The 21339-nt window shown below is 62.8% G+C and carries 16 protein-coding genes; 5 read left to right on the top strand and 11 right to left on the bottom strand.

All coding sequences use genetic code 11. The features are described 5' to 3' along the window. Positions 1-27 precede the first annotated feature (27 nt). The 3 genes from ACWUKX_RS00695 to ACWUKX_RS00685 form a co-directional block, all read right to left on the bottom strand. Positions 28-774, bottom strand: coding sequence for an enoyl-CoA hydratase-related protein (locus ACWUKX_RS00695; RefSeq protein WP_287335707.1), 747 nt, complete (start codon positions 772-774; stop codon positions 28-30). A 15-nt stretch (positions 775-789) separates the two neighbouring features. After that, entirely contained in the window at positions 790-1428 is a 639-nt protein-coding gene (locus ACWUKX_RS00690) for an acyl-homoserine-lactone synthase (protein ID WP_029356847.1), read from the bottom strand. A 97-nt stretch (positions 1429-1525) separates the two neighbouring features. After that, the gene (locus ACWUKX_RS00685) at positions 1526-2257 is read right to left on the bottom strand and encodes a helix-turn-helix transcriptional regulator (protein WP_455838405.1); all 732 of its coding nucleotides are present in this window, start codon (positions 2255-2257) and stop codon (positions 1526-1528) included. A gap of 288 nt (positions 2258-2545) precedes the next feature. Between ACWUKX_RS00685 and ACWUKX_RS00680 the strand changes: the two genes are divergently transcribed. Continuing rightward, positions 2546-3364: a transporter substrate-binding domain-containing protein gene (locus ACWUKX_RS00680; RefSeq protein WP_456004042.1), complete on the top strand. Its 819-nt coding sequence runs from the start codon at positions 2546-2548 to the stop codon at positions 3362-3364. A gap of 85 nt (positions 3365-3449) precedes the next feature. Here the strand turns inward: ACWUKX_RS00680 and ACWUKX_RS00675 are convergent, their stop codons facing one another. Next, entirely contained in the window at positions 3450-3860 is a 411-nt protein-coding gene (locus ACWUKX_RS00675) for a tellurite resistance TerB family protein (RefSeq protein ID WP_029356850.1), read from the bottom strand. 166 nt (positions 3861-4026) lie between these two features. Between ACWUKX_RS00675 and ACWUKX_RS00670 the strand changes: the two genes are divergently transcribed. Next, positions 4027-5676: a lysine--tRNA ligase gene (locus ACWUKX_RS00670; protein WP_456002943.1), complete on the top strand. Its 1650-nt coding sequence runs from the start codon at positions 4027-4029 to the stop codon at positions 5674-5676. Here ACWUKX_RS00670 and ACWUKX_RS00665 read toward each other — a convergent pair. From ACWUKX_RS00665 to ACWUKX_RS00635, 7 genes are all read right to left on the bottom strand, one after another. Next, the gene (locus ACWUKX_RS00665) at positions 5639-6496 is read right to left on the bottom strand and encodes a thermonuclease family protein (protein ID WP_456002941.1); all 858 of its coding nucleotides are present in this window, start codon (positions 6494-6496) and stop codon (positions 5639-5641) included. The genes ACWUKX_RS00670 and ACWUKX_RS00665 overlap by 38 nt on opposite strands. A 9-nt stretch (positions 6497-6505) precedes the next feature. Then, positions 6506-7156: a S24 family peptidase gene (locus ACWUKX_RS00660; RefSeq protein ID WP_065005850.1), complete on the bottom strand. Its 651-nt coding sequence runs from the start codon at positions 7154-7156 to the stop codon at positions 6506-6508. Positions 7157-7197: 41 nt separating this feature from the next. Then, positions 7198-9459, bottom strand: a complete 2262-nt coding sequence (locus ACWUKX_RS00655; protein WP_456002939.1) for a 3-hydroxyacyl-CoA dehydrogenase NAD-binding domain-containing protein — start codon at positions 9457-9459, stop codon at positions 7198-7200. Between the two features lie 501 nt (positions 9460-9960). Then, entirely contained in the window at positions 9961-11169 is a 1209-nt protein-coding gene (locus ACWUKX_RS00650; RefSeq protein ID WP_456002937.1) for an acetyl-CoA C-acetyltransferase, read from the bottom strand. A gap of 30 nt (positions 11170-11199) precedes the next feature. Then, entirely contained in the window at positions 11200-12372 is a 1173-nt protein-coding gene (locus ACWUKX_RS00645; RefSeq protein ID WP_456002935.1) for an acyl-CoA dehydrogenase family protein, read from the bottom strand. Between the two features lie 53 nt (positions 12373-12425). Continuing rightward, positions 12426-14222: an acyl-CoA dehydrogenase gene (locus tag ACWUKX_RS00640; RefSeq protein ID WP_456002933.1), complete on the bottom strand. Its 1797-nt coding sequence runs from the start codon at positions 14220-14222 to the stop codon at positions 12426-12428. Positions 14223-14532: 310 nt separating this feature from the next. Then, on the bottom strand, positions 14533-14994 hold the full coding sequence (locus ACWUKX_RS00635) for a MerR family transcriptional regulator (RefSeq protein ID WP_084831580.1): 462 nt from the start codon (positions 14992-14994) through the stop codon (positions 14533-14535). Between the two features lie 476 nt (positions 14995-15470). Between ACWUKX_RS00635 and ACWUKX_RS00630 the strand changes: the two genes are divergently transcribed. The 3 genes from ACWUKX_RS00630 (at position 15471) to ACWUKX_RS00620 (ending at position 21301) form a co-directional block, all read left to right on the top strand. Then, positions 15471-19394 (top strand): peptidoglycan-binding protein, encoded by a 3924-nt coding sequence (locus tag ACWUKX_RS00630; protein ID WP_456002931.1) that lies wholly within the window; start codon positions 15471-15473, stop codon positions 19392-19394. A 192-nt stretch (positions 19395-19586) separates the two neighbouring features. Continuing rightward, entirely contained in the window at positions 19587-20510 is a 924-nt protein-coding gene (locus ACWUKX_RS00625; protein WP_029356872.1) for a sulfite exporter TauE/SafE family protein, read from the top strand. Beyond that, complete coding sequence (locus ACWUKX_RS00620; protein ID WP_029356874.1) at positions 20510-21301, top strand: TIGR02186 family protein; 792 nt, start codon at positions 20510-20512, stop codon at positions 21299-21301. Before ACWUKX_RS00625 ends, ACWUKX_RS00620 begins: the two co-directional genes overlap by 1 nt. Positions 21302-21339: the final 38 nt, after the last annotated feature.

Raw genomic sequence — 21339 nt, 5'->3', positions numbered from 1 at the left:
ATTCCTGTCATTCTGCCGAATGACTTCTTATGCCGCCAGCCGGGCAATCCGCTGCAGCCGCTTCAGCGTGGTATCGTCCTGCAAAGCCTGCTGAAACAGCGAAATCTCCTGGTCAATGCGATCGCAGAGCGCGCCTGTGTCGCCCTTGAGCAGGTCGCGCGTCTGCAGCAGTGCGGCGAACGGCTTCTTGGCGAGTTGCCTGGCTCTGCCTAGTGTGGCTTCCTCGACATCGCCCACCACGATCTCCGTGACCAGGCCAAGCATCCTGGCGTCCTCGGCACTAAGCGTGTCGCCCAGGCAGAAGAAGCGGAAAGCGCCGGCATAACCGAGTTTCTGCGGCGCCAGGATGCTGGTCGCCGCGTCCGGCACGAGGCCGAAATCGACGAACGGCACCCGGAACGTGCTTTCATCAGATGCGATCACCATGTCGCAATGGAACAGGATGGTGCAGCCGACGCCGACGGCGTCGCCATCGACACAGGCAAGGACTGGTTTGGGGAACGTCGCCAAGGTGCGGAACATGTCGGTGACGGCGGCAATCAATCGTTGATGCTTGGTGGCGTCGAGGAATTCGGAAAAGTCGCCGCCGAGGCAGAAGCAGCCGGCGAGGCCGCGCAGCACCACGACGCGCACATCATCGTCGATTGCGGCTTCGTGGAAGATCTTGGCCAGGCTTTCATAGGCTCGCCCGTCCAGCACCGGCCGGCCGTCATCCGACGACACCGTGACAATTAGCGTATGATTGCGGAACTCTGTCTGCGGGTGGATGTTCATGGCTGTCTCCAATTCTCACGAGGCCTGCCTCATTCCGAGCCTGTCGGGATAACCCCTGGCCAGCACTGGCGCGAAATGACTGCGACGCGAGCGCACCACCTCAAGCGTATGCTCGTTGAAGGTGAGCAGCGTCGCGACGACCTGCTGGTTGCCATAGGTGCGCTGGTAGCCAAGCGGCTTCGCCAGGAAGTGCAATTGCAGCGCCCGCAGGACCCACATCGGCTCGAACTCGATGATCACCTGGTTGACGTTGCGCCTCAGCCCCCACTCGACGAAGCCGGCAATGAGCTCGGTGCCGACCGTCGACACGCCGCGCTTGCCGTCACGAAAGCCCGGCGCCACCGCATAGCGGGTCAGTTCCCAGACGTTCGGCCCGGACGGCGGCGTCCCTTCATAGAGGTCCGCCAGCACCTCGGTCAGGAGATGCGCCCGCGTTGTCGGCAACATCCGCTGATAACCGGCGAGCTCGCCATTGCGGATGACGAGCTGATGCACCGCCTCGTCATGGTCGAACTGATCGATCTCAAGGCCATCGGGGCGCTGCAGATCGGTCCACCCCATCTCCTCGACGAAAATCTTGTAGCGCAAACGATGAACGGCCTCCCAAAGGTCGGGACGTTCCATAAGTTCCTGTGTGGTAAGGGAAAAAAGCATCTGCCGTCTCCTAGGTTCAATAGGAAGATACGGCCGGGCTGTCCCGAGAAAATTACGCGATCACGTAGGCAAGAATTTCTAGGCCGGCACGGCCGAGCTAGCTAATATAGCCGCGCCTTATCGCTTCCGCGACTGCCTGCACCCGGTTGACGGCACCGAGTTTGCTTTTGGCGTTAAGAAGGTGTTTCTCTGACGTGTGTTCCGAAATGCCGAGAATCTGTGAAATCTCCCATTCGGACTTGCCGACGGCGGCCCATTGCATGCATTCGCGCTCACGAGGCGTCAGTTCGATATGGTCGATGGTCTTCGCCGCCATCGTGTGGATCTGCATGGCGCGGCCAATCGCATAAGTCGCCACCAGCGATACCAGCCCAAAATCGGCGCCAGACAATTCGACGGCTTCGCCGCCGAGCGACACCATGACGATCTGGCCATCGAGCGTGATCAGCGGGAAGGCCAATCCGTCGCGCAGCTTGAATTCGCCGGCGTCGCCCATCACTTCGCCGCTGCTCTTGTCGATGCGAATGCCCTGAGACGCTTCCCGCCACTGGAACGGCGCCTGCAGCTGCTTCATGTGGCTGACGACGGGGTCATGGTCGACATAGTTGCGCGCGACGTAGCGCTCCAGCCATTCCCCCGGCCACTCGCAAAGCAGCACATGGTCCTTTTGCTGGCCTCGTGGCGTTCCCGGTTGCGGAACCGTTCCGGCCATCAGCGCTGTCAGGCCGAACTCCGAGGTTATGCCAAGCAGCTTTTCGCAGACCGCGGCCGCCGTATTGGCGTGCTGCAGCTGATCTATGAATTCCAGTGTGCGATCGAAGTGGCCCATTGCAACATCTACCCCATGTTGCCTTCTGCGTTGAGATCAACGGTCCAGCGCTTGACTTGCACTTTGCCATCGACCCCGGATTACAAACCTGCTCCTCTCTGTTTGCAGCGCCTTGCGGCTACCCTCTAGCGACGCCGCACATGTTTGCAAGGTCACTGAAGCATAACCCTAAATCGGCGTGATGAAATCAAAAACCGTTGTGCCTGTGGCATTTTCGTACCAAAAGCCACATTGGACAGGACAGGGCGGAGCTAGATCGTGGCAATTCGGTGGACAACCATCGTCTTGATGCTGACAATCACCGGGGCACAGTGGCTCACCGCAGCGCGTGCCGCGGAGCCGCAAGTGCCGGTGCTGTGGGATGCCAAGGAGCGGCTGCCGAAGCCTGACCTTTCCGCGCTGCCGCGTCTTAGATTTCTGACCACTACCGATTTCCCGCCGTTCAACTTCCTCGACGGAGCGGGTCGCTTGTCCGGCTTCCACGTCGATCTGGCGCGCGCCATCTGCGCCGAACTCGGCATCGCGGAAAAATGCCAGATCCAGGCGCTGCCTTGGGCCGAGCTCGAAGGGGCGCTGCAGAAGGGCGAAGGCGAAGCGATCATTGCCGGCATCGCCGCCACGCCGGAGTCGCGGTCGAAATACGCCTTCTCGCGTTCCTACCTGCAGTTTCCGGCGCGCTTCATCATGCCGAAGACAAAGGCGTTCACGGAACCGATCTTCGACACACTGCGCGGCAAGCGCGTCGGCGTGGTCGCCGGCTCCGCGCATGAGCGGATGCTGCGCGACTATTTCGGCACCGTTCAGGTCGTCCCCTTCGACCGGCCGGAAGAGCTCTATGATGATCTCAAGGCCGGCAAGATCGACGCCGCCTTCGGTGACGGCATGCGCTTCGCCTTCTGGCTGGGCGGGTCGGATGCCGCAGCCTGCTGCCGCTTTGCCGGCGGCCCGTATCTGGCGCCAGAATATCTGGGCTCGGGCATGGCCATCGCCACCAGGGCCAACGATCCGGCGCTGGCCGCAGCGTTCGACTACGCACTGCAGGAGATTTCGGTGAAAGGCACCTTCGCCGAATTTTATCTGCGCTATTTCCCGGTCAGTTTTTTCTGATCCGGTCCGGTCAGTTTTTTCTGATCCGGTCCGGTCAGTTTTCTAGTCCGGTCCGGTCAGTTTTTCTGAGTCTTCAGGGCCTGGATCAAGTCAACGTGCGCAGGCGGGCCTTGGCGGCACGGGCGATGGCGGCGACGGTGAGCGTGTCGAGATCGAGTTGGCGACGGATAAGCTGCAGCACCCTCACCTCCTCCAAACGCATTTCGAGGTCGACGGCCGCAACCTCGAAGGCTGCGGCATAGGCGGTATCAAGCAGGCGTTCGGGCAGTGCTTCAGCGACCCGCGCCAAAACGCCTTCCAGCCCGTCCTTTTCGTGCAGCATCTTTTGGCAGTCCTGGGCGACGCCGACCAGCCGGTCGTGGTCGAAATCCTCGAACACCGGCCATGAGCGGACGACGTCGCCGATCCGCGCCAGTTCGACATTGGTCATGTCGCGATCGGACGCGGAGGTGATGACCATCAGATAGATCAGGGCTTCATGCGGCGGCAACGACATTTAAAACTCCTCAAACGGGCTCCGAAGTTAGGAACGCGGCACCGACGCCGCAAGGAAAAAGAGCCGCGATCGTTGACGCCCACGGCAGGCACGCCTAGAGACCGGTTGAAAACCTCTTCCGGCCCCCATTTGCGGCGATGCCGGCGAACGATTTGGAAACAGTGACATGGCGGGATCAAACATCGTCGATCTCAATCCCGAGGTGCTTGCGGCAGCGGCTGAAAGCAAGGCGTGGCCGTTCGAAGAAGCCAGGAAGATTGTCGAGCGCTACAAAGACACTGATTTTCCCGAGACCGTTCTGTTTGAGACCGGCTACGGTCCGTCGGGGCTGCCGCACATCGGTACTTTCGGCGAGGTCGCACGCACCTCGATGGTGCGCCATGCCTTCCGCGTCCTCACCCGGGACGCGGTCAAGACCAAAATATTGTGCTTTTCCGACGACATGGACGGCATGCGGAAGATTCCGGACAACGTCCCCGATCGCGCCGCACTCGAGCCGCACCTGCACAAGCCGCTCTCGTCCGTCCCCAACCCTTTCGGCGGCGACTATGCGAGCTTCGCAGACCACAACAACGCAATGCTTTGCCGTTTCCTGGACACGTTCGGCTTCGACTACGAGTTCGCCAGCGCGACGGAATACTACAAGGCTGGCCGTTTCGACGACGTTCTGCTGCGCGCTGCCGAACGTTTCGATAAGATTATGGACGTGATGCTGCCGACGCTCGGAGAGGAGCGTCAGGCGACCTACAGTCCGTTCTTGCCGATTTCCCCCAAAAGTGGCCGCGTGCTTTACGTCCCCATGAAGCGTGTCGACGCCAAGGCCGGCACTATCACCTTCGATGATGACGGCACCGAAACCACGCTGCCCATAACCGGCGGCAGGGTGAAGCTGCAATGGAAGCCGGATTTCGGCATGCGCTGGGCGGCGCTCGGCGTCGATTTCGAAATGTTCGGCAAAGACCACCAGACGAATGCGGTGATCTACGACCGTATCTGCAATATCCTGGGCGGGCGGGCGCCGGAGCATTTCGTCTATGAGCTGTTCCTGGACGAGAACGGCCAGAAGATTTCGAAGTCGAAGGGCAACGGACTGACCATAGACGAGTGGCTGACCTACGCGCCGACCGAAAGCCTCGAACTCTACATGTACCAGCGGCCGCGGCAGGCAAAGAAGCTCTATTTCGACGTCATTCCGAAGGCGGTGGACGAGTATTACGCCTTTTTGTCCGCCTATCGCCGGCAGGAGTGGAAGGAGCGGCTGGGAAACCCCGTCTGGCACATGCATGACGGTAACCCGCCTGTCGTCGACCTGCCGGTGTCGTTCGCGCTGCTGCTCAATCTGGTCAGCGCCTCGAACGCCCAGAACAAGGACGTGCTGTGGGGGTTCATTTCGCGCCACACATCGGGCGTGACGCCGAAGACCCATCCCGAGCTCGACCGGCTGGCCGAATATGCGATCCGCTATTTCGACGATTTCGTGAAGCCGGCCAAGGTGTACCGGGCCGCCGACGCGGTCGAGCGCGAGGCGCTGACGAAACTCTCCGAGGCGCTCGCCGCGTTGCCGCCAGATGCCGATGGCGAGGTGATCCAGAATGCCGCCCTCAACGTCGCGCGCAAGATCGAACGCTATCAGGACCATTCGAAGCAGAGCCCGGAGGGCGGGCCGGGCGTGTCCGTCGCCTTTTTCCAGATGATCTACCAGGTGCTGATCGGACAGGAGCGCGGCCCACGCTTCGGTTCCTTCGCCGCGCTCTACGGCATCGCAGAAACCCGCGCGCTCATTCAGAAGGCGCTGGCTGGTCAGCTGGCGGCGTAGCCGTCGTCTCGGTTGGCGGCGAAGCCGTCGCCGACGGGTCGAGAATCAGCTGCGTCGGCTGCGCTGCCGCGACAGGGGCTGGTGCCGGAGGCAGGCCGGCGAGACTGGGCGCCGGCCCGAAAATGCCCTTCCTCGCCGTACGCGCCTTCTCGCCGGCCTCGACGTAAGGGCCACCCTCTGCTGCGCGCGCCCAGCCGTTTTCGATCAACCACTGACCGACATCCTGGTTGCCAACGCGGCATTCGGCGGCGATCAGGTCGCGGCCGCGTTCGGGCGGCACCGCGCAAACCACCGCCCGGCCGCGCAGGAAAGCACGGAACGCCGTTCGCGCCCGGCTGCCGCACGTCCAGGAGTTGCCGCCGTCGGCGCAAGTCTCGTCCTGCCTGACGATGTCGATACCCGAAATCGCGACCGAGTAGCCCTTGGCCTCGATCACACCGGCGGCCGGCGCAACCGGCTGGAACAGTTTTGTCCCGTTCCAGTCGTCGGGCATTTTCAATTTGGGCGGTTTGGGGGGTCCGGCCAGCGCCAGGTCACTCAGCGGGGCGCGCGGCTCGACCCGTTCAAGCTCTTCGGGCTGAAGCTGCGGCGGCGCGACGACCTCGGGATCGATGGCCCTGGAATGCGCCTCCGGCCTTGCCGCCTTGGGTCGCGGGATCGCTGATGTGGCAGGCGCGTCGGATTGCGCCGCCATGCCAGCCTGCGCTCGAGCCGCGACACGGCCGTTTTCGCCTTGAAGCACGGCGCGGCCGCCGGCGACGATCGCGGCCCCCATAACCAAGATCGTCAACGCGGCAGCGGCTGCATGAAGCGGACGCACTGGCGGCCCCTACTGGCTTGCCCAGACAATCCGCGCCACCCATTCGACATCGCGCATAGGGATTTCGCGGTCCGGGTGATCGGGATTGAGCGAGACCAGCATAATCGACTTCGACGACTGACGGTCCAGCACCTTGGCCATGACCTCGCCGGCATTGGTCTTGACGACGACCCGGTCGCCCTTGCGGGTGGCAGCGCCCGGCTCGACGATCAGCACATCGCCATTGCGGTAGAGCGGCAGCATGGAATCGCCCTGAACCTGCAGCGCATAGGAGGTTTCGGTCGCCTGTGCCGGAAGCTCGATCAGGTCCCAGCCCTGCCCCGCCGGAAAACCGGCATCATCGAAGAAGCCGCCGGCGCCGGCCTGGGCGAAGCCGAGCAGCGGCACCGAAGACCTCTGTGCGGGCAGAGATCCGGGAACGGGCTTGCCCCGGCCTTCGACCAGTCCGGTGAATTCGTCGAGCGAAGCGCCGGTCGCCTCGATTATCTTGGCCAGCGACTCGGTCGACGGCCAGCGCGGCCGCCCGTCCGAGGACAGCCGCTTCGATTTGTTGAAGGCCGTCGAATCGAGGCCCGCGCGTTTCGCCAGCCCCGAGGCCGAGAGCGAATAGCGCTCGGCGAGAGCATCGATGGCGGCCCATACGCGGTCATGCGAGAGCACTCTTGCTCTCCTTCAGAACAGGAAAAAATACCTTCTCCGTTCTAACCGGTGGCCGTGATTTTGTCCACCACCGAAGGCGGCGTCACGCCGCCTTCCCGGCCTTCGCTCCTGGCATAGGGATCGAAGCGTTCGTAGAAAGTCTCACCCTTCTCTGCCATGTCGAGCAGGAGCTTCGGCGCTTTGAACTCGCCGCCGTACTTCTTCTGAAGACCCTTGGCGATCTTGACGAATTTTTTTGCGCCGATGCCGTCGATGTAGGACAGCACGCCGCCGGTAAAGGGCGCGAAGCCGAAGGCGAGGATCGAGCCGACATCGGCCTCGCGCGGATCGGTGACGATGCCCTCTTCCATCACCCGGGCCGCCTCCAACGCGATGGTGACCAGGAGCCGCTGCTTCAGTTCCTCATAGTCGACCTTTTCAGGCGCCAACTGCGGATAGAGATCCTTCAGGCCCGGCCACAGCTTCTTCTTGGCAGGCTTTTGCGGATAGTCGTAAAAACCCTTGCCGTTCTTGCGGCCGAAGCGGCCATGCGTGTCGACCAGCGTGTTGATCAGCGTCATCTGCTTCGGGTCGACAGCCTTGTCGCCGAGATCACGCATGGTCTGCTTCATGATCTTCTGCGCGAGGTCGATCGCCGTTTCGTCCGTCAGCGCCAAGGGGCCGACCGGCATGCCGGCGGCCTTCGCCGCATTCTCGATTATCGGCGCCGGAACGCCCTCGATGAGCATCTTGTAGGCTTCCGACATGTAGCGCAGCACGCAGCGATTGACGTAGAAGCCGCGCGTGTCGTTGACGACGATCGGCGTCTTCTTGATGGCGCGAACGAAGTCGATTGCGGTGGCCAGTGCCTTGTCACCCGTCTTCTTGCCCAAAATGATCTCGACCAGCATCATCTTGTCGACCGGCGAGAAGAAATGGATGCCGATGAAATTCTTCGGCCGCGCCGAATTCTTCGCCAGCGACGTGATCGGGATGGTGGAGGTGTTCGACGCGAAGACCGCCGCCTGCTTCAGCACGGCCTCCGCCTTTTCGGTGGCGTCCTTCTTGACGCCCGAATCCTCGAACACCGCCTCGACCACCAGGTCGCAGCCTGTGAGGTCGGCATAGTCCGCCGTCGGCGTGATCAGCGACAGCAGTCTGTCCTTGTCCTCCGGCTTGGCGCGGCCCTTCCTGACCTGATCCGAGATCAGGCTGTCCGAATGCGCCTTGCCCTTGGCGGCAGCTTCCGTGTCGCGGTCGAGCAGCACCACCGGAATGCCGGCCTTGGCCGTAACATAGGCGATGCCGGCGCCCATGAAACCGGCGCCGAGCACGCCGATCTTCTTGAACTTGGTTTCCGGCACGCCGGCCGGGCGGCGCGCACCCTTGTTCAATTCCTGCAGCGACACGAACAGCGAGCGGATCATCGCCGCCGCTTCCCTGGTCTGCATGATTTCGGTGAAATAACGCTGCTCAATGCGCAACGCGGTGTCGAACGGCACCAGCAGGCCTTCATAGACGCATTTCAGGATGACCGCGGCAGCAGGATAGTTGCCATAGGTCTCGCGACGCAGGATGGCGATTGCCGGCGGCCACAGATTAGCGCCGGCCACCGAATAGATCGGGCCACCGGGCAGCTTGAAGCCCTTCTCGTCCCACGGCGCGACCGGCTTCAGGCCGTTCCTGATCATCGCCTTGGCGGCATCGATCAGCTTGTCAGCCGGCGCGATCTCGTGAATCAGGCCCATCGCCTTCGCCTTCTGCGGGGAAAGCTGCTGGCCGGAGGTCAGCATCTGCAGCGCCTGCTGCTGGTCGGTGAGGCGCGGCACGCGCTGCGTGCCGCCGGCGCCGGGGAAAAGGCCGACCTTCACCTCGGGCAGTCCCATCTTCACCTTGTCGCTGTCCGCCGCGACGCGGCCGTGGCAGGCGAGCGACATCTCGAAGGCGCCGCCCATGCAAGTGCCGTTGATCGCCGAGACCCAGGGCTTGCCTGAGGTTTCCAGCTTGCGCCACAGCCCGCCCATGCGGCCGACGCCGTCGAAGAGCAATTTTGCGGCGCGCTCCGTGTCCTTCGCCTTCTCGGCATGGAAGCGGCCGAGCATCTCCTGCAGCATGGTGAGATCGGCACCGCCGGAGAACGTCTCCTTGCCGGAAGTGATGACCGCGCCCTTGATGCTGGCATCCGCGACGACCTGGCCGATGATCTTCTCCAGTTCGTTCATCACCTCCAAGGTGAAGACGTTCATCGAACGGTCCGGCATGTCCCACGTGACGAGCGCGATGCCGTCGGCGTCGGTTTCGACGGTGAAGTTGGTGTAGGTCATGGCAGTGTCACTCCCCGACAGCGGCGGATTTGTTCGCGTACAATCGATCGACATCGTCGAGATTGGAGCGGAAGCTAAGTTCGGACAGGTTAAAGGGCGCAGTGGTCCGTTCCTCGAGATCGTAAGGATCACCATCACGGAATGGCCTGCCGGGTGATCCCTTGGTTATGTCCCCGTCACAGTTCGATGCGGACGAACCATAGGTGTAGCAAAGACGACCGCGAAAGGTTCCTGGCCGGACAAACCAGTATCCTTGGTGGAGCTGATTGCCGACCCAGATTACCGTCCTGCCATCAGGATTGTGATATTCGACCTGCAAAGGGCCGTACGACATGAATGTCTTTCCCGCTATACTGGCGCATCGCTCCCGTAGATCGGCCGGGCAACTGTTCATTCCATACTTCGATGCATCGAACGCAGGCAGTTCAGGAGCCGCGGTCGTACACCCCATAAGACCGGCCAACATTGCTAGGGCGACGAAGAGGGGTTGGCGACTGTTCATCACACCCGCTCGATGATCGTTGCGGTGCCCATGCCGGCGCCGATGCAGAGCGTCACCAGCGCGGTGTTCAGGTCGCGGCGCTCCAGTTCGTCCAGCACCGTTCCGAAGATCATCGCACCGGTTGCGCCGAGCGGATGGCCCATGGCGATGGCGCCGCCATTGACGTTGATCCTGTCGTGCGAAATGTCGAAAGCCTGCATGTAGCGCAGCACCACCGAGGCGAACGCCTCGTTGAGCTCGAACAGATCGATGTCCGACAGCTTCATCCTGGCGCGCTTCAGCAGCTTCTCGGTCACGTCGACCGGACCGGTCAGCATCAGCACCGGTTCCGAACCAATATTGGCGAATGCACGGATGCGAGCGCGCGGCTTCAGGTCGAGCGACTTTCCAGCCTTCTTCGAGCCGAGCAGAACCGCCGCCGCGCCGTCGACGATGCCGGACGAATTGCCGGCGTGGTGGACGTGATTGACCTCCTCCACCTCGGGATGCTTCTGCACCGCGACGGCATCGAAGCCGCCCATTTCGCCGGGCATGACGAAAGACGGGTTGAGGGCCGCCAGCGATTGCATATCGGTCGAAGGCCGCATGTGCTCATCGTGGTCGAGGATGGTCAGGCCGTTCTGGTCCTTGATCGAGATCACCGAATTCTTGAAGCGGCCTTCGCCCCAGGCATTGGCGGCGCGCATCTGGCTCTCGACGGCATAGGCGTCGACGTCGTCGCGCGAAAAGCGGTATTTCGTGGCGATCAGATCGGCCGAGATGCCTTGCGGCACAAACCAGCCCGGCAGGCCGACCGAAGGATCCATGAACCAGGCGCCGCCGGACGCGCCCATGCCGACGCGCGACATCGATTCGACGCCGCCGGCGATGACGATCTCGTCGGCGCCTTGCGCGATTTTGGCTGCGCCGAAATTGATGGCGTCCAGGCCAGAGGCGCAGAAACGCGAGATCTGCATGCCGGGCGCTTTCGTGTCGTAACCGGCTTCGAAGGCGGCGGCGCGCGGAATCACAGAACCCGCCTCGCCGACCGGATCGACGCAGCCGAAGATGATGTCGTCGACGGTGCCGGTGTCCAGCCCATTGCGGTCACGGATCGCCTCAAGCACCTTGGCGCCGAGCCGCACCGCCGGCACCTCGTGCAGCGAGCCATCCTTCTTGCCCCTGCCGCGCGGCGTGCGCACGGCGTCATAGACATAAGCTTCGGCCATTTTCCTGCTCCTTGGTTTGCTGAAAGTCTCTCAGAGAGAGCGCCCGATCAGCAATTTCATGATCTCGTTGGTGCCGCCGTAGATGCGCTGGACGCGGGCGTCGCGGAACATGCGGGCGATCGGATACTCATTCATGTAGCCATAGCCGCCATGCAATTGAAGGCATTCGTCGACGACTTTTCCCTGCAGGTCGGACAGCCAGTATTTGGCCATCGAGGCCGTCACCGGGTCGAGGCCACCATTGATATGGCGTGTGACGCAGTCGTTGTAGAAGACCCGGCCGATGGTCGCTTCGGTCTTCAGTTCGGCGAGCTTGAACTGGGTATTCTGGAATTCGATAATCGCCTGGCCGAAGGCTTTGCGCTCCTTGACGTAGTCGATGGTCAACGCCAGCGCCCGCTCGATCATGGCGATGGCGCCAGTGCCGATCTGCAGCCGCTCCTGCGGCAATTGCTGCATCAGCTGGACGAAGCCCTGGCCTTCCTCGTGGCCGAGCAGATTGGAGGTCGGCACGCGCATATCGTTGAAGAACAGTTCCGACGTGTCGTTGGCCTTGAGCCCGATCTTGTCGAGGTTGCGGCCACGCTCGACTCCTTCCACCTCGTCGGTCTCGACGACGATCAGCGAAGTGCCCTTGGCGCCCTTCTCCGGATCGGTCTTGGTGACGACTATGATGAAATTGGCGAGCTGACCGTTGGTGATGAAGGTCTTCGAGCCGTTGACCTTGTACTGGTTGCCATCCTTCTCGGCTCGCGTCTTGACGCCCTGCAGGTCGGAGCCGGCGCCGGGCTCGGTCATGGCGATGGCGCCGATCAGCTCGCCGGTCGCCAGTTTCGGCAGCCACTTCTTCTTCTGCTCCTCCGAGCCATAATGGAGGATATAAGGGGCGACGATCGAATTGTGCAGGCCGATGCCGAAACCGTCGACGCCGACATGGCCGATCGCCTCGATGATGGCGCTCTCATGCGCGAATGTCCCGCCCGAACCGCCATATTCCTCCGGGATCGAGGCACAGAGCAGACCGGCCGCGCCCGCCTTCAGCCAGCACTCGCGGTCGACCATCTCGTTCATCTCGAACTCGTCATAGCGCGGCGCGATCTCTTCCGACATGAAGCGGTGCGCCATGTCGTAGAGCATGCCGACCTCGTCTGCCGCCCAGGCGGGTTTGGGCAAAGCAAGCACTTCGGCAGGATTTGTCGCCACGATTTCCTCCGCGTATCGACAGGTTAAGGCCGGCTGTACCGACGCTGTCGAGCTTAGAACGCTTCAGCCGGCAGTGCCATCAATGTCTCGGCGCCGCTGGAGATGCGGGCGAGATGCGCCGACGTCTCCGGCATAATCCGCTCCATGAAGAAGCGCGCCGTCACCAGCTTGCTGTCGTAGAAGGTCGAAGGCCCATTGGCGCCATTCGCCAATTTCGCCCCGGCTGCCTTGGCCATCTGCGCCCACATGTAGCCCAGCGCCACCAGGCCGAAGAGATGCATGTAGTCGGTCGAGGCGGCGCCGGCGTTGTCGGGCTTGGCCATGCCGTTCTGCATCAGCCACATCGTCGCCGCCTGCAGATCGTTGAGGCCCTTCTTCAGCGCCTTGGTGAAAGGCGCCATCTTCTCGTCGGTGCGGTTCTCCTCGCAGAATTCGCCGACCTCCTTGAAGAAGGCCTGCACGGCGCGGCCGCCATTCAAGGCCAGCTTGCGGCCGACGAGGTCGAGTGCCTGGATGCCGTTGGCGCCTTCGTAAATCATGGCGATGCGGGCATCGCGCACGAACTGGCTCATGCCGTGCTCTTCGATGTAGCCGTGGCCGCCGAACACTTGCTGCGCCATCACCGCGTGGTCGAAACCCTTGTCGGTGAGCACGCCCTTGACCACCGGCGTCATCAGGCCGGTGTAGTCGTCGGCAGCCTGGCGGTCCTTGTTGTCACTGGCACGGTGAGCGATGTCCGACTTGATCGCCGTCCACAGCGCCAGCGCGCGGCCGGCCTCGTTGAAGGCCTTCATGGTCATCAGGCTGCGGCGGATGTCGGGATGGACGATGATCGGATCGGCTTTCTTGTCCGGCGCCTTCGGTCCGGACAACGAGCGACCCTGCAGGCGATCCTTGGCATAGGACACAGCGTTCTGGTAGGCGACCTCCGACAGAGAAAGCCCTTGCAGGCCGACGCCGAGCCGGGCCTCGTTCATCATCGTGAACATGGCCTTCAGCCCGCCATTGGCCTCGCCGAGCAGCGTGCCTTGCGCCTCGTCATAGTTCATCACGCAGGTCGAATTGCCATGGATGCCCATCTTCTCCTCGATCGAGCCGCAGGACACGGTGTTCTTCTCGCCAGGATTGCCTGATGCATCGAGCTTGAGCTTCGGCACGATGAACAGCGAAATGCCCTTCACGCCTTCCGGTGCGCCCTCGATGCGGGCCAGCACGAGGTGGACGATGTTGTCCGACATGTCGTGCTCGCCGGCCGATATGAATATCTTCTGGCCTGAGATCCTGTAGGTGCCGTCGCCATTGGGAACCGCCTTAGTGCGCAGCAGGCCGAGATCGGTGCCGCAATGCGGCTCGGTCAGGTTCATGGTGCCTGTCCAGGCGCCCTCGACCAGCTTCGGCAGCCAGATCGCCTTCTGCTCGTCGGTGCCGTGAGTAATGATCGCCGCGATCGCGCCCTGCGTCAGGCCGGGATACATCATCAGCGACATGTTGGCCGAAACCATATATTCGGAAACAGCAGTATGCACCGCGTAAGGCAGACCCTGGCCGCCAAATTCGACGGGTGCGGCCAGTCCCATCCAGCCGCCATCGCGATACTGGTCGAAGGCCTCCTTGAAGCCTTTCGGGGTACTCACCGAGCCAGTGTCATGGCGCGCGCAACCTTCCATGTCACCGACGCGGTTCAGCGGCTGCATGACGTTTTCGGCGAGCTTGGCGCCCTCGGCGAGGATGGCCTCGACCACATCCGGCGTCGCGTCGGAAAATCCGGGAAGGTTGGAATAGCGTTGGTAGCCCAGTACCTCGTTCAGCACAAACAGTGTGTCCTGGACCGGCGCCCTGTAGATCGGCATGCGTTTCCTCCACCATGCGGCCTTGGCCCCGAAATCAAGCCCCAAGATGAAGTCAGGGACAGCATGGGGACCAATGTTCAGGTCGGGGATAGCAAAAGTTGACGTTTGCGTAAACGTCAATTTTTTGATGCGACAAATTTTCCCGAAGTCTCACCCGTGAGCGTAGCGGCGCTACACCGTTGAAGCCAGTGCGGAACAGATTGAAATGTAGTCCTCCCGACGCAGCCGGAAGACAGAAAGAGCCGCGCGGCCAAGGCCACACGGCTCTCATTCGTCAGAAGCCTGGTCACCGGAAGCCGGCGAGATCGAATTATCCGGCGACGCTGGCCTGCGGCGCCGCACGTTCGCTCAGCATTTGACGCACCGCCGCCATCGAGTTGCTCAATTCGTTGATGGCATCGTCGATCAGCGCCCGCTGCTTCTGCAGACGGGCAAGCTGCTTCTCCGACTTGTCGAGCGCCAGTCGCAACTGCTTGGTGTTGGAGCCTGTCGGGTCATACAGATCCATCATCTGCTTGACGTCGCGCAGCGAGAATCCGACCTTGCGGCCGAGCAGGATCAGCTTCAGCCGCGCCTTGTCGCGGCGCGTGTAGAGACGGGTCGAGCCGTCGCGCTGCGGATTGAGAAGGCCCTTGTCCTCGTAGAAACGCAGCGTGCGCAGCGTTACTCCGTATTTCTTGGCCATTTCGCCGATGCGGACAAGATCCTCGCCGGCTTTATCAGACATGTCATTAGTATTGGCCGCGGCTGCGCCGGGCGAAACAAGTTTCATGGTCACTGGCTTTCCCCATCTGGTGGCGTCGCGGTCCCGGACCTTGCGTCGCCTGAGTGGAAGCGGGGGCGTGCTTCCACTCGTGGTTTCAACAAACAAATCGCAAACGGCACAGTCTGTGCACCCTTACGTTTACGTCAATTCTATACCGATAGCCGCCTCACGAAGCAAGGGCGTTTGGGGAGGAACTTTTTGCCGCATCCGCCAGCGCATGGCCCGGCGGCGCTTTGGGCGGCCCGCCAACACGTTGTAACTTCTTAAGCTTAGTTAACGCGTTGTTTACCACGTTGGGCGAAATGTGCGCATGTCGGTTACCCGTGTTTATCCTGTAGCGAATTTTTCACGGTTTTTCGGAGCGCGGGTGAAACCCGGGAAGTTGGTCTTCCGCCGCAGCAAAGCCGCGCGGCCGCCTTCGTTTCCGGCAGGACTTTGGGAAACTGGTCATAAGCCAGCAGTAATTCTGAACGGGCGCATCGATGAACAGCAAGCGGTCCTATCTCGATACACTCAACGCCGGCAGGCAGCGCAGGCCGCACACCACGCTTGAACAGCTCAACCGTTCCCTGGAAACGCTGGAGCAGCGGCTGGAGCGGACGCGCGAGGACATGAGCGAGCGTCTCGATCCGCGCCGGCCGAGCGCGGAGCCGCGCTATGCCAGCGCCCGACCCTATGAGGATCTGCGCCTCGCACAGCCGCCGAAAAGCCCGGCGCCGGCTACCTTCGACCAGAGTTACCAGGCCATCGCCCGCGATATCGACCGCGTGCGCGGCCAAGAAGACGGCGTCGCCGTGGTCGGCAAGATCGCCGGCGAATTGCGCGGTCTGCGCGAGGAACTGCGCCTCCAGATGACCGCCGGCCTGCAGCGCGAATTCGAAGCGCTGCGCAAGGACATCGAGCGGGCTTTCCAGGCAAGCGCCCAGCCGGGTGGCCAATCGGGGGGCGGCAAAGGCAGCGCCGAACTCGGCGTCGAGTTCGAGCGGCTTTCCAGCGCCATCCAGACCCTTGCCGAAAAGAGCGACGACAGAAGCGTCAACATGCTCCGGCTCGAGCTGGAGCAGGTCAAGGCCGCGCTCGACACGTTGGCGCGCGAGGAGAGCGTGCAGGCCGTCGGCCGCCGCTGGGACGATTTCGACCGCCGCTGGACCGCGTTCGAGGATCGTGTCGATGCCGATCAGCGCAAGCGGTCGGACGCACCCGGTCTTTCGATGCTGACCGACCGGCTCGAACAGATCAGCAATGCCGTCAACAATTTGCCGGAATCACTGTCGCTGCGGTCGCTCGAAGAAAAGGTCCGCACGCTTGCCGGTGCCGTAGATCATTTCGCCAGGCAGCAGGACAATCGCGGCAGCAGCACATTCGGTATGATCGACGAGCGGCTGGACGAGATTTCCCGCGCTATCGTCGCATCCACCGTCGCCGCGCAGGCCAATTCATTCGACCCCGAACCCTTCGAACGAATCGAGAAGCGAATCGCCTCGCTTGCCCAGCAGATCGAGGAAGTCACGCAAGTTCACCCCAGCGGCGAGGTTATCGACCGCCTCAACATGCTGTCGAGCCGGGTCGACGATCTTGCCGGCCGGGCCAATTTGCCGGAGCAGGCGATGGAGCGTCTCGACAAGCAGATCGCGCTCATTGCCGACAAGATCGACAGGGCGCCTGCCATGCCGGATGCCGACTACATCTTCCAGGGGCTGGAGCAACGTTTCGACGTGCTGTCCGGCATGATAGAACGCCGCCAAGGCGACGCGATCGAACAAGGCAACATGCTGTTTCGTGATCTCGAGCGCCGGCTGGACGAAGTCGTCGACAGGCTGGACCAACGTGTGCCGCAGATCGACGGGGCCGGCATCATGGACGCCATCGACGCCCGCTTCAGCGCGCTGGCCCAGCGCATGGAAACGCGCGTTCGCGATTCAGCAAGCGAAGCGGCGATCCGTGGCCTGGAAGGCCGCCTCGAAGATATTTCAAGCCGGCTGGATTCATCCGCGGCACAAGTCGCCGGCATCGACCCGGCCCTGATCCGCAGCCTGGAGGCGCAAGTCGCGGGTCTGTCGGCGCATCTTTCGAAGCCCGGCACGCCACTGCCGGAATTCGAGGACATCAGCCCTCGTCTCAACGAAATCGAGAAGTCGCTGGCTGGCACCCGCGATTCCATCCTCAGCGCGGCGCGCGAGGCCGCCGAGAGCGCCGTCCGTTCGCTGGCCGGCTCCAGTGCCAACACGGCGGCCGTCTCTGGCCTCGCCCAGGATCTAAAGACGCTCGAAGCACTGACGCGCCGTTCCGACGAGCGCAATTCGAGGACCTTCGAGGCCATTCACGACACGCTGCTCAAGATCGTCGACCGCCTGGGCTCGCTGGAAACCGGCGAGGCGACCGAAGCCGCGAGCGAGTTCACGCAGCCTGCTGCGCCGGTGCGCGCGCGGGCGGCACGAGCCTCCAAGATCACGGTCCAGGACGCGCCGTCCATGGATATCGACCAGCCATTACCGCTGACTGGAGACATGGCCGACCTTGACAGCCGTGCCAATGCTATCATGCGCAATGAGCCAGACCCGCGCACGCCGGCCGAAGCCGCTGCGGCCGCGGCCATGGCGGCGCTTGGTGCGGATACGGTGACGGAGAAAAGTGAGCAGCCCGGTGGCCGGAAGTCGATGTTCGGCGGACTGGCGCGCGCCTTCAAGGGTAAGAAGGAGGCAGACGTTCCACCGATTGCCGGCTTGGCGCCTGATGTCGAGATACCGAGCGCCGATCTCGACGAGCCGCTGGATCCGAAGGTTGCCAACCGGCCGCTCGAGCCCGGCTCCGGCCCCCCCGACCTCAACGCCATCATGAAACGCGTGCGCGACGAACGCGGACCGCCGGTCAGGGCCGGCAATGCCGATGCATCGAAATCCGACTTCATCGCCGCAGCCAGACGCGCGGCGCAAGCGGCCGCTGCCGAGGCCGACGCTCTCAAGCGGCAATCGACGATGAGCGGCCCGGTGAAGGCGCTCAGGATTGGCGACCTGCTCAAGGCGCGGCGCAAGCCGATCCTGATGGCGGCCGCCGCAGTCATGCTAGCGCTCGCCGGCTTACAATTGGGCAAGGCCTTCTTCTCGGATCCCGTTGAAATAGCCAGCAATGATGCGGCGCCGGTCGTGGCCGCGCAGCCGGCGGAAACCGTGTCGGCCGGTACCGCCAGCGAGCCGAAGACGGATGCGCAAACTGCAGCACAGGACAGCGCGCCGGCTCGCGCCGTCCGGCAAGCAGAACCGTCCGAATCGATAGCCGAAGACGACATGCCGGCACCGGCCGCTCGCGCCGCGCTGTCGGACGCCGGAACGACGATGGGCACCGTACCCCAGGCTGAACCCGTTCCTGCGCCCATGACTCCAACGGCGCCGCCCGATCCGGCGGCGGCGAACGTGACAGCCTTGGCACCTGCGGGCCCGACGGCTGCGGACACCGAGCCAATGGCCACAGCGCGGGCCGCCACGCCCGCGACCCAAGAGATGACCGGCACGGTCACACCTGCGGATGCTTCGACAGCGGCGGCCACTGCCAACATCGACATCCCAGCCGATGCCGGCCCAGCTGCCTTGCGTGATGCAGCGGCCGGCGGCGACGCCAAGGCGTTGTTCGAGATCGGCTCGCGCTACGCCGAATCGCGCGGCGTCAAGCAAGACATGGCAGCGGCCGCCAAATGGTACGAGAAATCAGCCGAACTCGGCTTCGCACCGGCGGAATACCGGATCGGCAACTTCTATGAGAAGGGCACCGGGGTCGCGCGCGACGTCAAGAAGGCGAAGACCTGGTACCAGCTCGCCGCGGCTCAGGGCAACGCCAGCGCCATGCACAATCTCGCCGTGCTCTTTGCCATGGCTGCGGACGGAGTGACCGACAATGAATCCGCCGCGCACTGGTTCCAGGCCGCCGCCGAGCTCGGCGTCAAGGACAGCCAGTTCAATCTCGGCATCCTGGCGGCGAAGGGCGTCGGCATGAAGCAGAATCTCGAAGAATCCTACAAATGGTTCGCACTCGTCGCCAAGGCCGGCGACAAGGATGCGGCGGCAAAGCGCGACGAGATCGCCGAGGCGCTCAGGCCCGAGCAGCTCGAACGCGCACGCGCCGCCGCCGAACTGTGGAAGGCAGAGCCGATCGATCCTGCGGCCAATTCGGCCGACATTCCCGAATCATGGCAGGATGGCACGCCGCAGACGACCGCCAGCGTCGACATGAAGAAGGTCGTTCAGAATATCCAGCGCATTCTCAACAAGAACGGCTATGAGGCCGGCAATGCCGACGGCGTGATGGGCCAGAAAACAAAGGATGCCATCATGGCTTTCCAGACCGACAACGACCTGCAGGCGACGGGCGCGGTCGACGAAAAACTGGTCAAGGCGCTGCTTGCGCGCAAATAACGTCAGATGCGTCGTTTCCGCGACGCCGTTGCCACACATTTGCCTGTTAACTGATTGAGTTGTTTTTCGTTTCGGCGGCGTGGCGAGGTTTGACTTCGCCGCCCGGCCGGCGCAAGAACGAGATAGGCTTTTTGGCGCGAAATGCCCGCAACGGTTGCATTCGCCGAGAGGCAAACTGATCGAGACTGACGGGTGGGCATCTATCTCCCGATCGCGGAACTTTCCGTCAACATTTTCGTGCTGCTGGCCATGGGCGCGGCAGTGGGCTTCCTGTCGGGCATGTTCGGAGTGGGCGGCGGCTTCCTCATCACGCCGCTGCTGATCTTCTACAACATACCGCCGGCGATCGCGGTCGCCACCGGCGCCAACCAAGTCATCGCCTCCTCCTTCTCCGGCGCATTGTCGCATGTGAAGCGCGGCACGCTCGACTTCAAGCTCGGCGGTGTGCTTTTGGCAGGCGGCATCGTCGGCTCAACCGGCGGCATCTTTGTCTTTGGTTTCTTGCGCCGGCTCGGCCAGCTCGACCTGTTCATCTCCCTGCTCTATGTCGTGCTGCTTGGCACCGTCGGCGGGCTGATGCTGGTCGAGAGCGTCAATGCGCTGCGCGCCACCCGCAGCGGCGCGGCACCGGTGCTAAAGAAATCCGGCCAGCACAACTGGATCCACCGCTTGCCGCTGAAAATGCGGTTCAGGGCCTCGAAGCTTTTCGTCAGCGTCATCCCGGTGCTCGGCCTCGGCGCTGGCATCGGCTTCCTGTCGTCGATCATGGGCGTCGGCGGCGGTTTCATCATGGTACCGGCGCTGATCTATCTCTTGAAAGTGCCGACCAACGTCGTCATCGGCACGTCGCTATTCCAGATCATCTTCACCTCGGCCTACACGACGCTGGTCCACGCCACCACCAACCAGACAGTAGACGTTATGCTCGCCTTCCTGTTGATGGCGGGCGGCGTCGCCGGCGCGCAATACGGCGCCAAGGCCGGCCAAAGGCTGCGTGGCGAGCAGCTCAGGGCGCTGCTGGCATTGCTGGTGCTGGCGGTCGCAATCCGGCTCGCGATCGATCTGTTCGTGACGCCGCCCAACCTCTATTCCCTGTCCGGCGTGGATCCGACCTGATGGCGGGCTTGAGGGCGTTCTTGGTCGTTGCCTCGCTGTCGCTGTTGGCAGTCGCGTCACCCGGAAAAGCGCAGACGCCAGCTACTGAAAATATCCAGATCGGTCTGTCCACCGACCATGTCTCGATCACCGCCGGCTTTTCCGGCGCCGATCTCACCATCTTCGGCTCATTGGAAAATGCCGACCCGCTTGTCGCGCGCCAGGGGCGCTACGACATCATCGTCGTGCTTGAGGGTCCGGCCCGGCCGGTCGTCGTGCGCCGTAAGGACCGGGTGCTCGGCATCTGGATCAATCTGGAGTCCGAGACCTTCGAGAATGTGCCGGTGTCATATTCGGTGGCGACGACGCGCCCGCTACAGGACGTCACCGACCCCAACAGCTACAAGCAACTGTCACTCGGCGCCGCCAACATCTACATGCAGCCGGCCGACGATGGCGACAGTCCAGCGACAATCCAGGAATTCACCGCGGCGCTGCGCGAGCGCAAAACGGCGACCGGCCTCTACAGCGAGAACGTTGGCGGCGTGCAGTTCCTGTCGCAGAACCTGTTTCGCGCCACCGTCAGGCTCGCCCCCAACGTTCCAGTCGGCACCCACAAGGCCCGTGCGTTTCTGTTCAAGAGCGGCCTGTTCATCAAGGAAAGCTCCGCCCAGCTCGAAATCCGCAAGTCCGGTTTCGAACAGTCGATCTTCCGCGTCGCCCACGATTATTCCTTCCTCTACGGCGTCTTCGCCGTGTCGCTAGCCATGCTGACAGGCTGGCTCGGAAGACTGGTCTTCCGAAAGGACTAGGCCTCTTCCGAAAGGTGGTTCCCCTTTTGGGGTTCATG

Source organism: Mesorhizobium sp. f-mel, from assembly GCF_053850215.1.
This window is presented reverse-complemented; position numbering and strand designations above follow the sequence as displayed.

Excerpts from the sequence above, each read along its gene's own strand:
- ACWUKX_RS00695 (WP_287335707.1), bottom strand. The coding sequence starts at position 774 with ATGAACATCCACCCGCAGACAGAGTTCCGCAATCATACGCTAATTGTC.
- ACWUKX_RS00690 (WP_029356847.1), bottom strand. The coding sequence starts at position 1,428 with ATGCTTTTTTCCCTTACCACACAGGAACTTATGGAACGTCCCGACCTT.
- ACWUKX_RS00685 (WP_455838405.1), bottom strand. The coding sequence starts at position 2,257 with ATGGGCCACTTCGATCGCACACTGGAATTCATAGATCAGCTGCAGCAC.
- ACWUKX_RS00680 (WP_456004042.1), top strand. The coding sequence starts at position 2,546 with ATGCTGACAATCACCGGGGCACAGTGGCTCACCGCAGCGCGTGCCGCG.
- ACWUKX_RS00675 (WP_029356850.1), bottom strand. The coding sequence starts at position 3,860 with ATGTCGTTGCCGCCGCATGAAGCCCTGATCTATCTGATGGTCATCACC.
- ACWUKX_RS00670 (WP_456002943.1), top strand. The coding sequence starts at position 4,027 with ATGGCGGGATCAAACATCGTCGATCTCAATCCCGAGGTGCTTGCGGCA.
- ACWUKX_RS00655 (WP_456002939.1), bottom strand. The coding sequence starts at position 9,459 with ATGACCTACACCAACTTCACCGTCGAAACCGACGCCGACGGCATCGCG.
- ACWUKX_RS00650 (WP_456002937.1), bottom strand. The coding sequence starts at position 11,169 with ATGGCCGAAGCTTATGTCTATGACGCCGTGCGCACGCCGCGCGGCAGG.
- ACWUKX_RS00640 (WP_456002933.1), bottom strand. The coding sequence starts at position 14,222 with ATGCCGATCTACAGGGCGCCGGTCCAGGACACACTGTTTGTGCTGAAC.
- ACWUKX_RS00635 (WP_084831580.1), bottom strand. The coding sequence starts at position 14,994 with ATGAAACTTGTTTCGCCCGGCGCAGCCGCGGCCAATACTAATGACATG.
- ACWUKX_RS00630 (WP_456002931.1), top strand. The coding sequence starts at position 15,471 with ATGAACAGCAAGCGGTCCTATCTCGATACACTCAACGCCGGCAGGCAG.
- ACWUKX_RS00620 (WP_029356874.1), top strand. The coding sequence starts at position 20,510 with ATGGCGGGCTTGAGGGCGTTCTTGGTCGTTGCCTCGCTGTCGCTGTTG.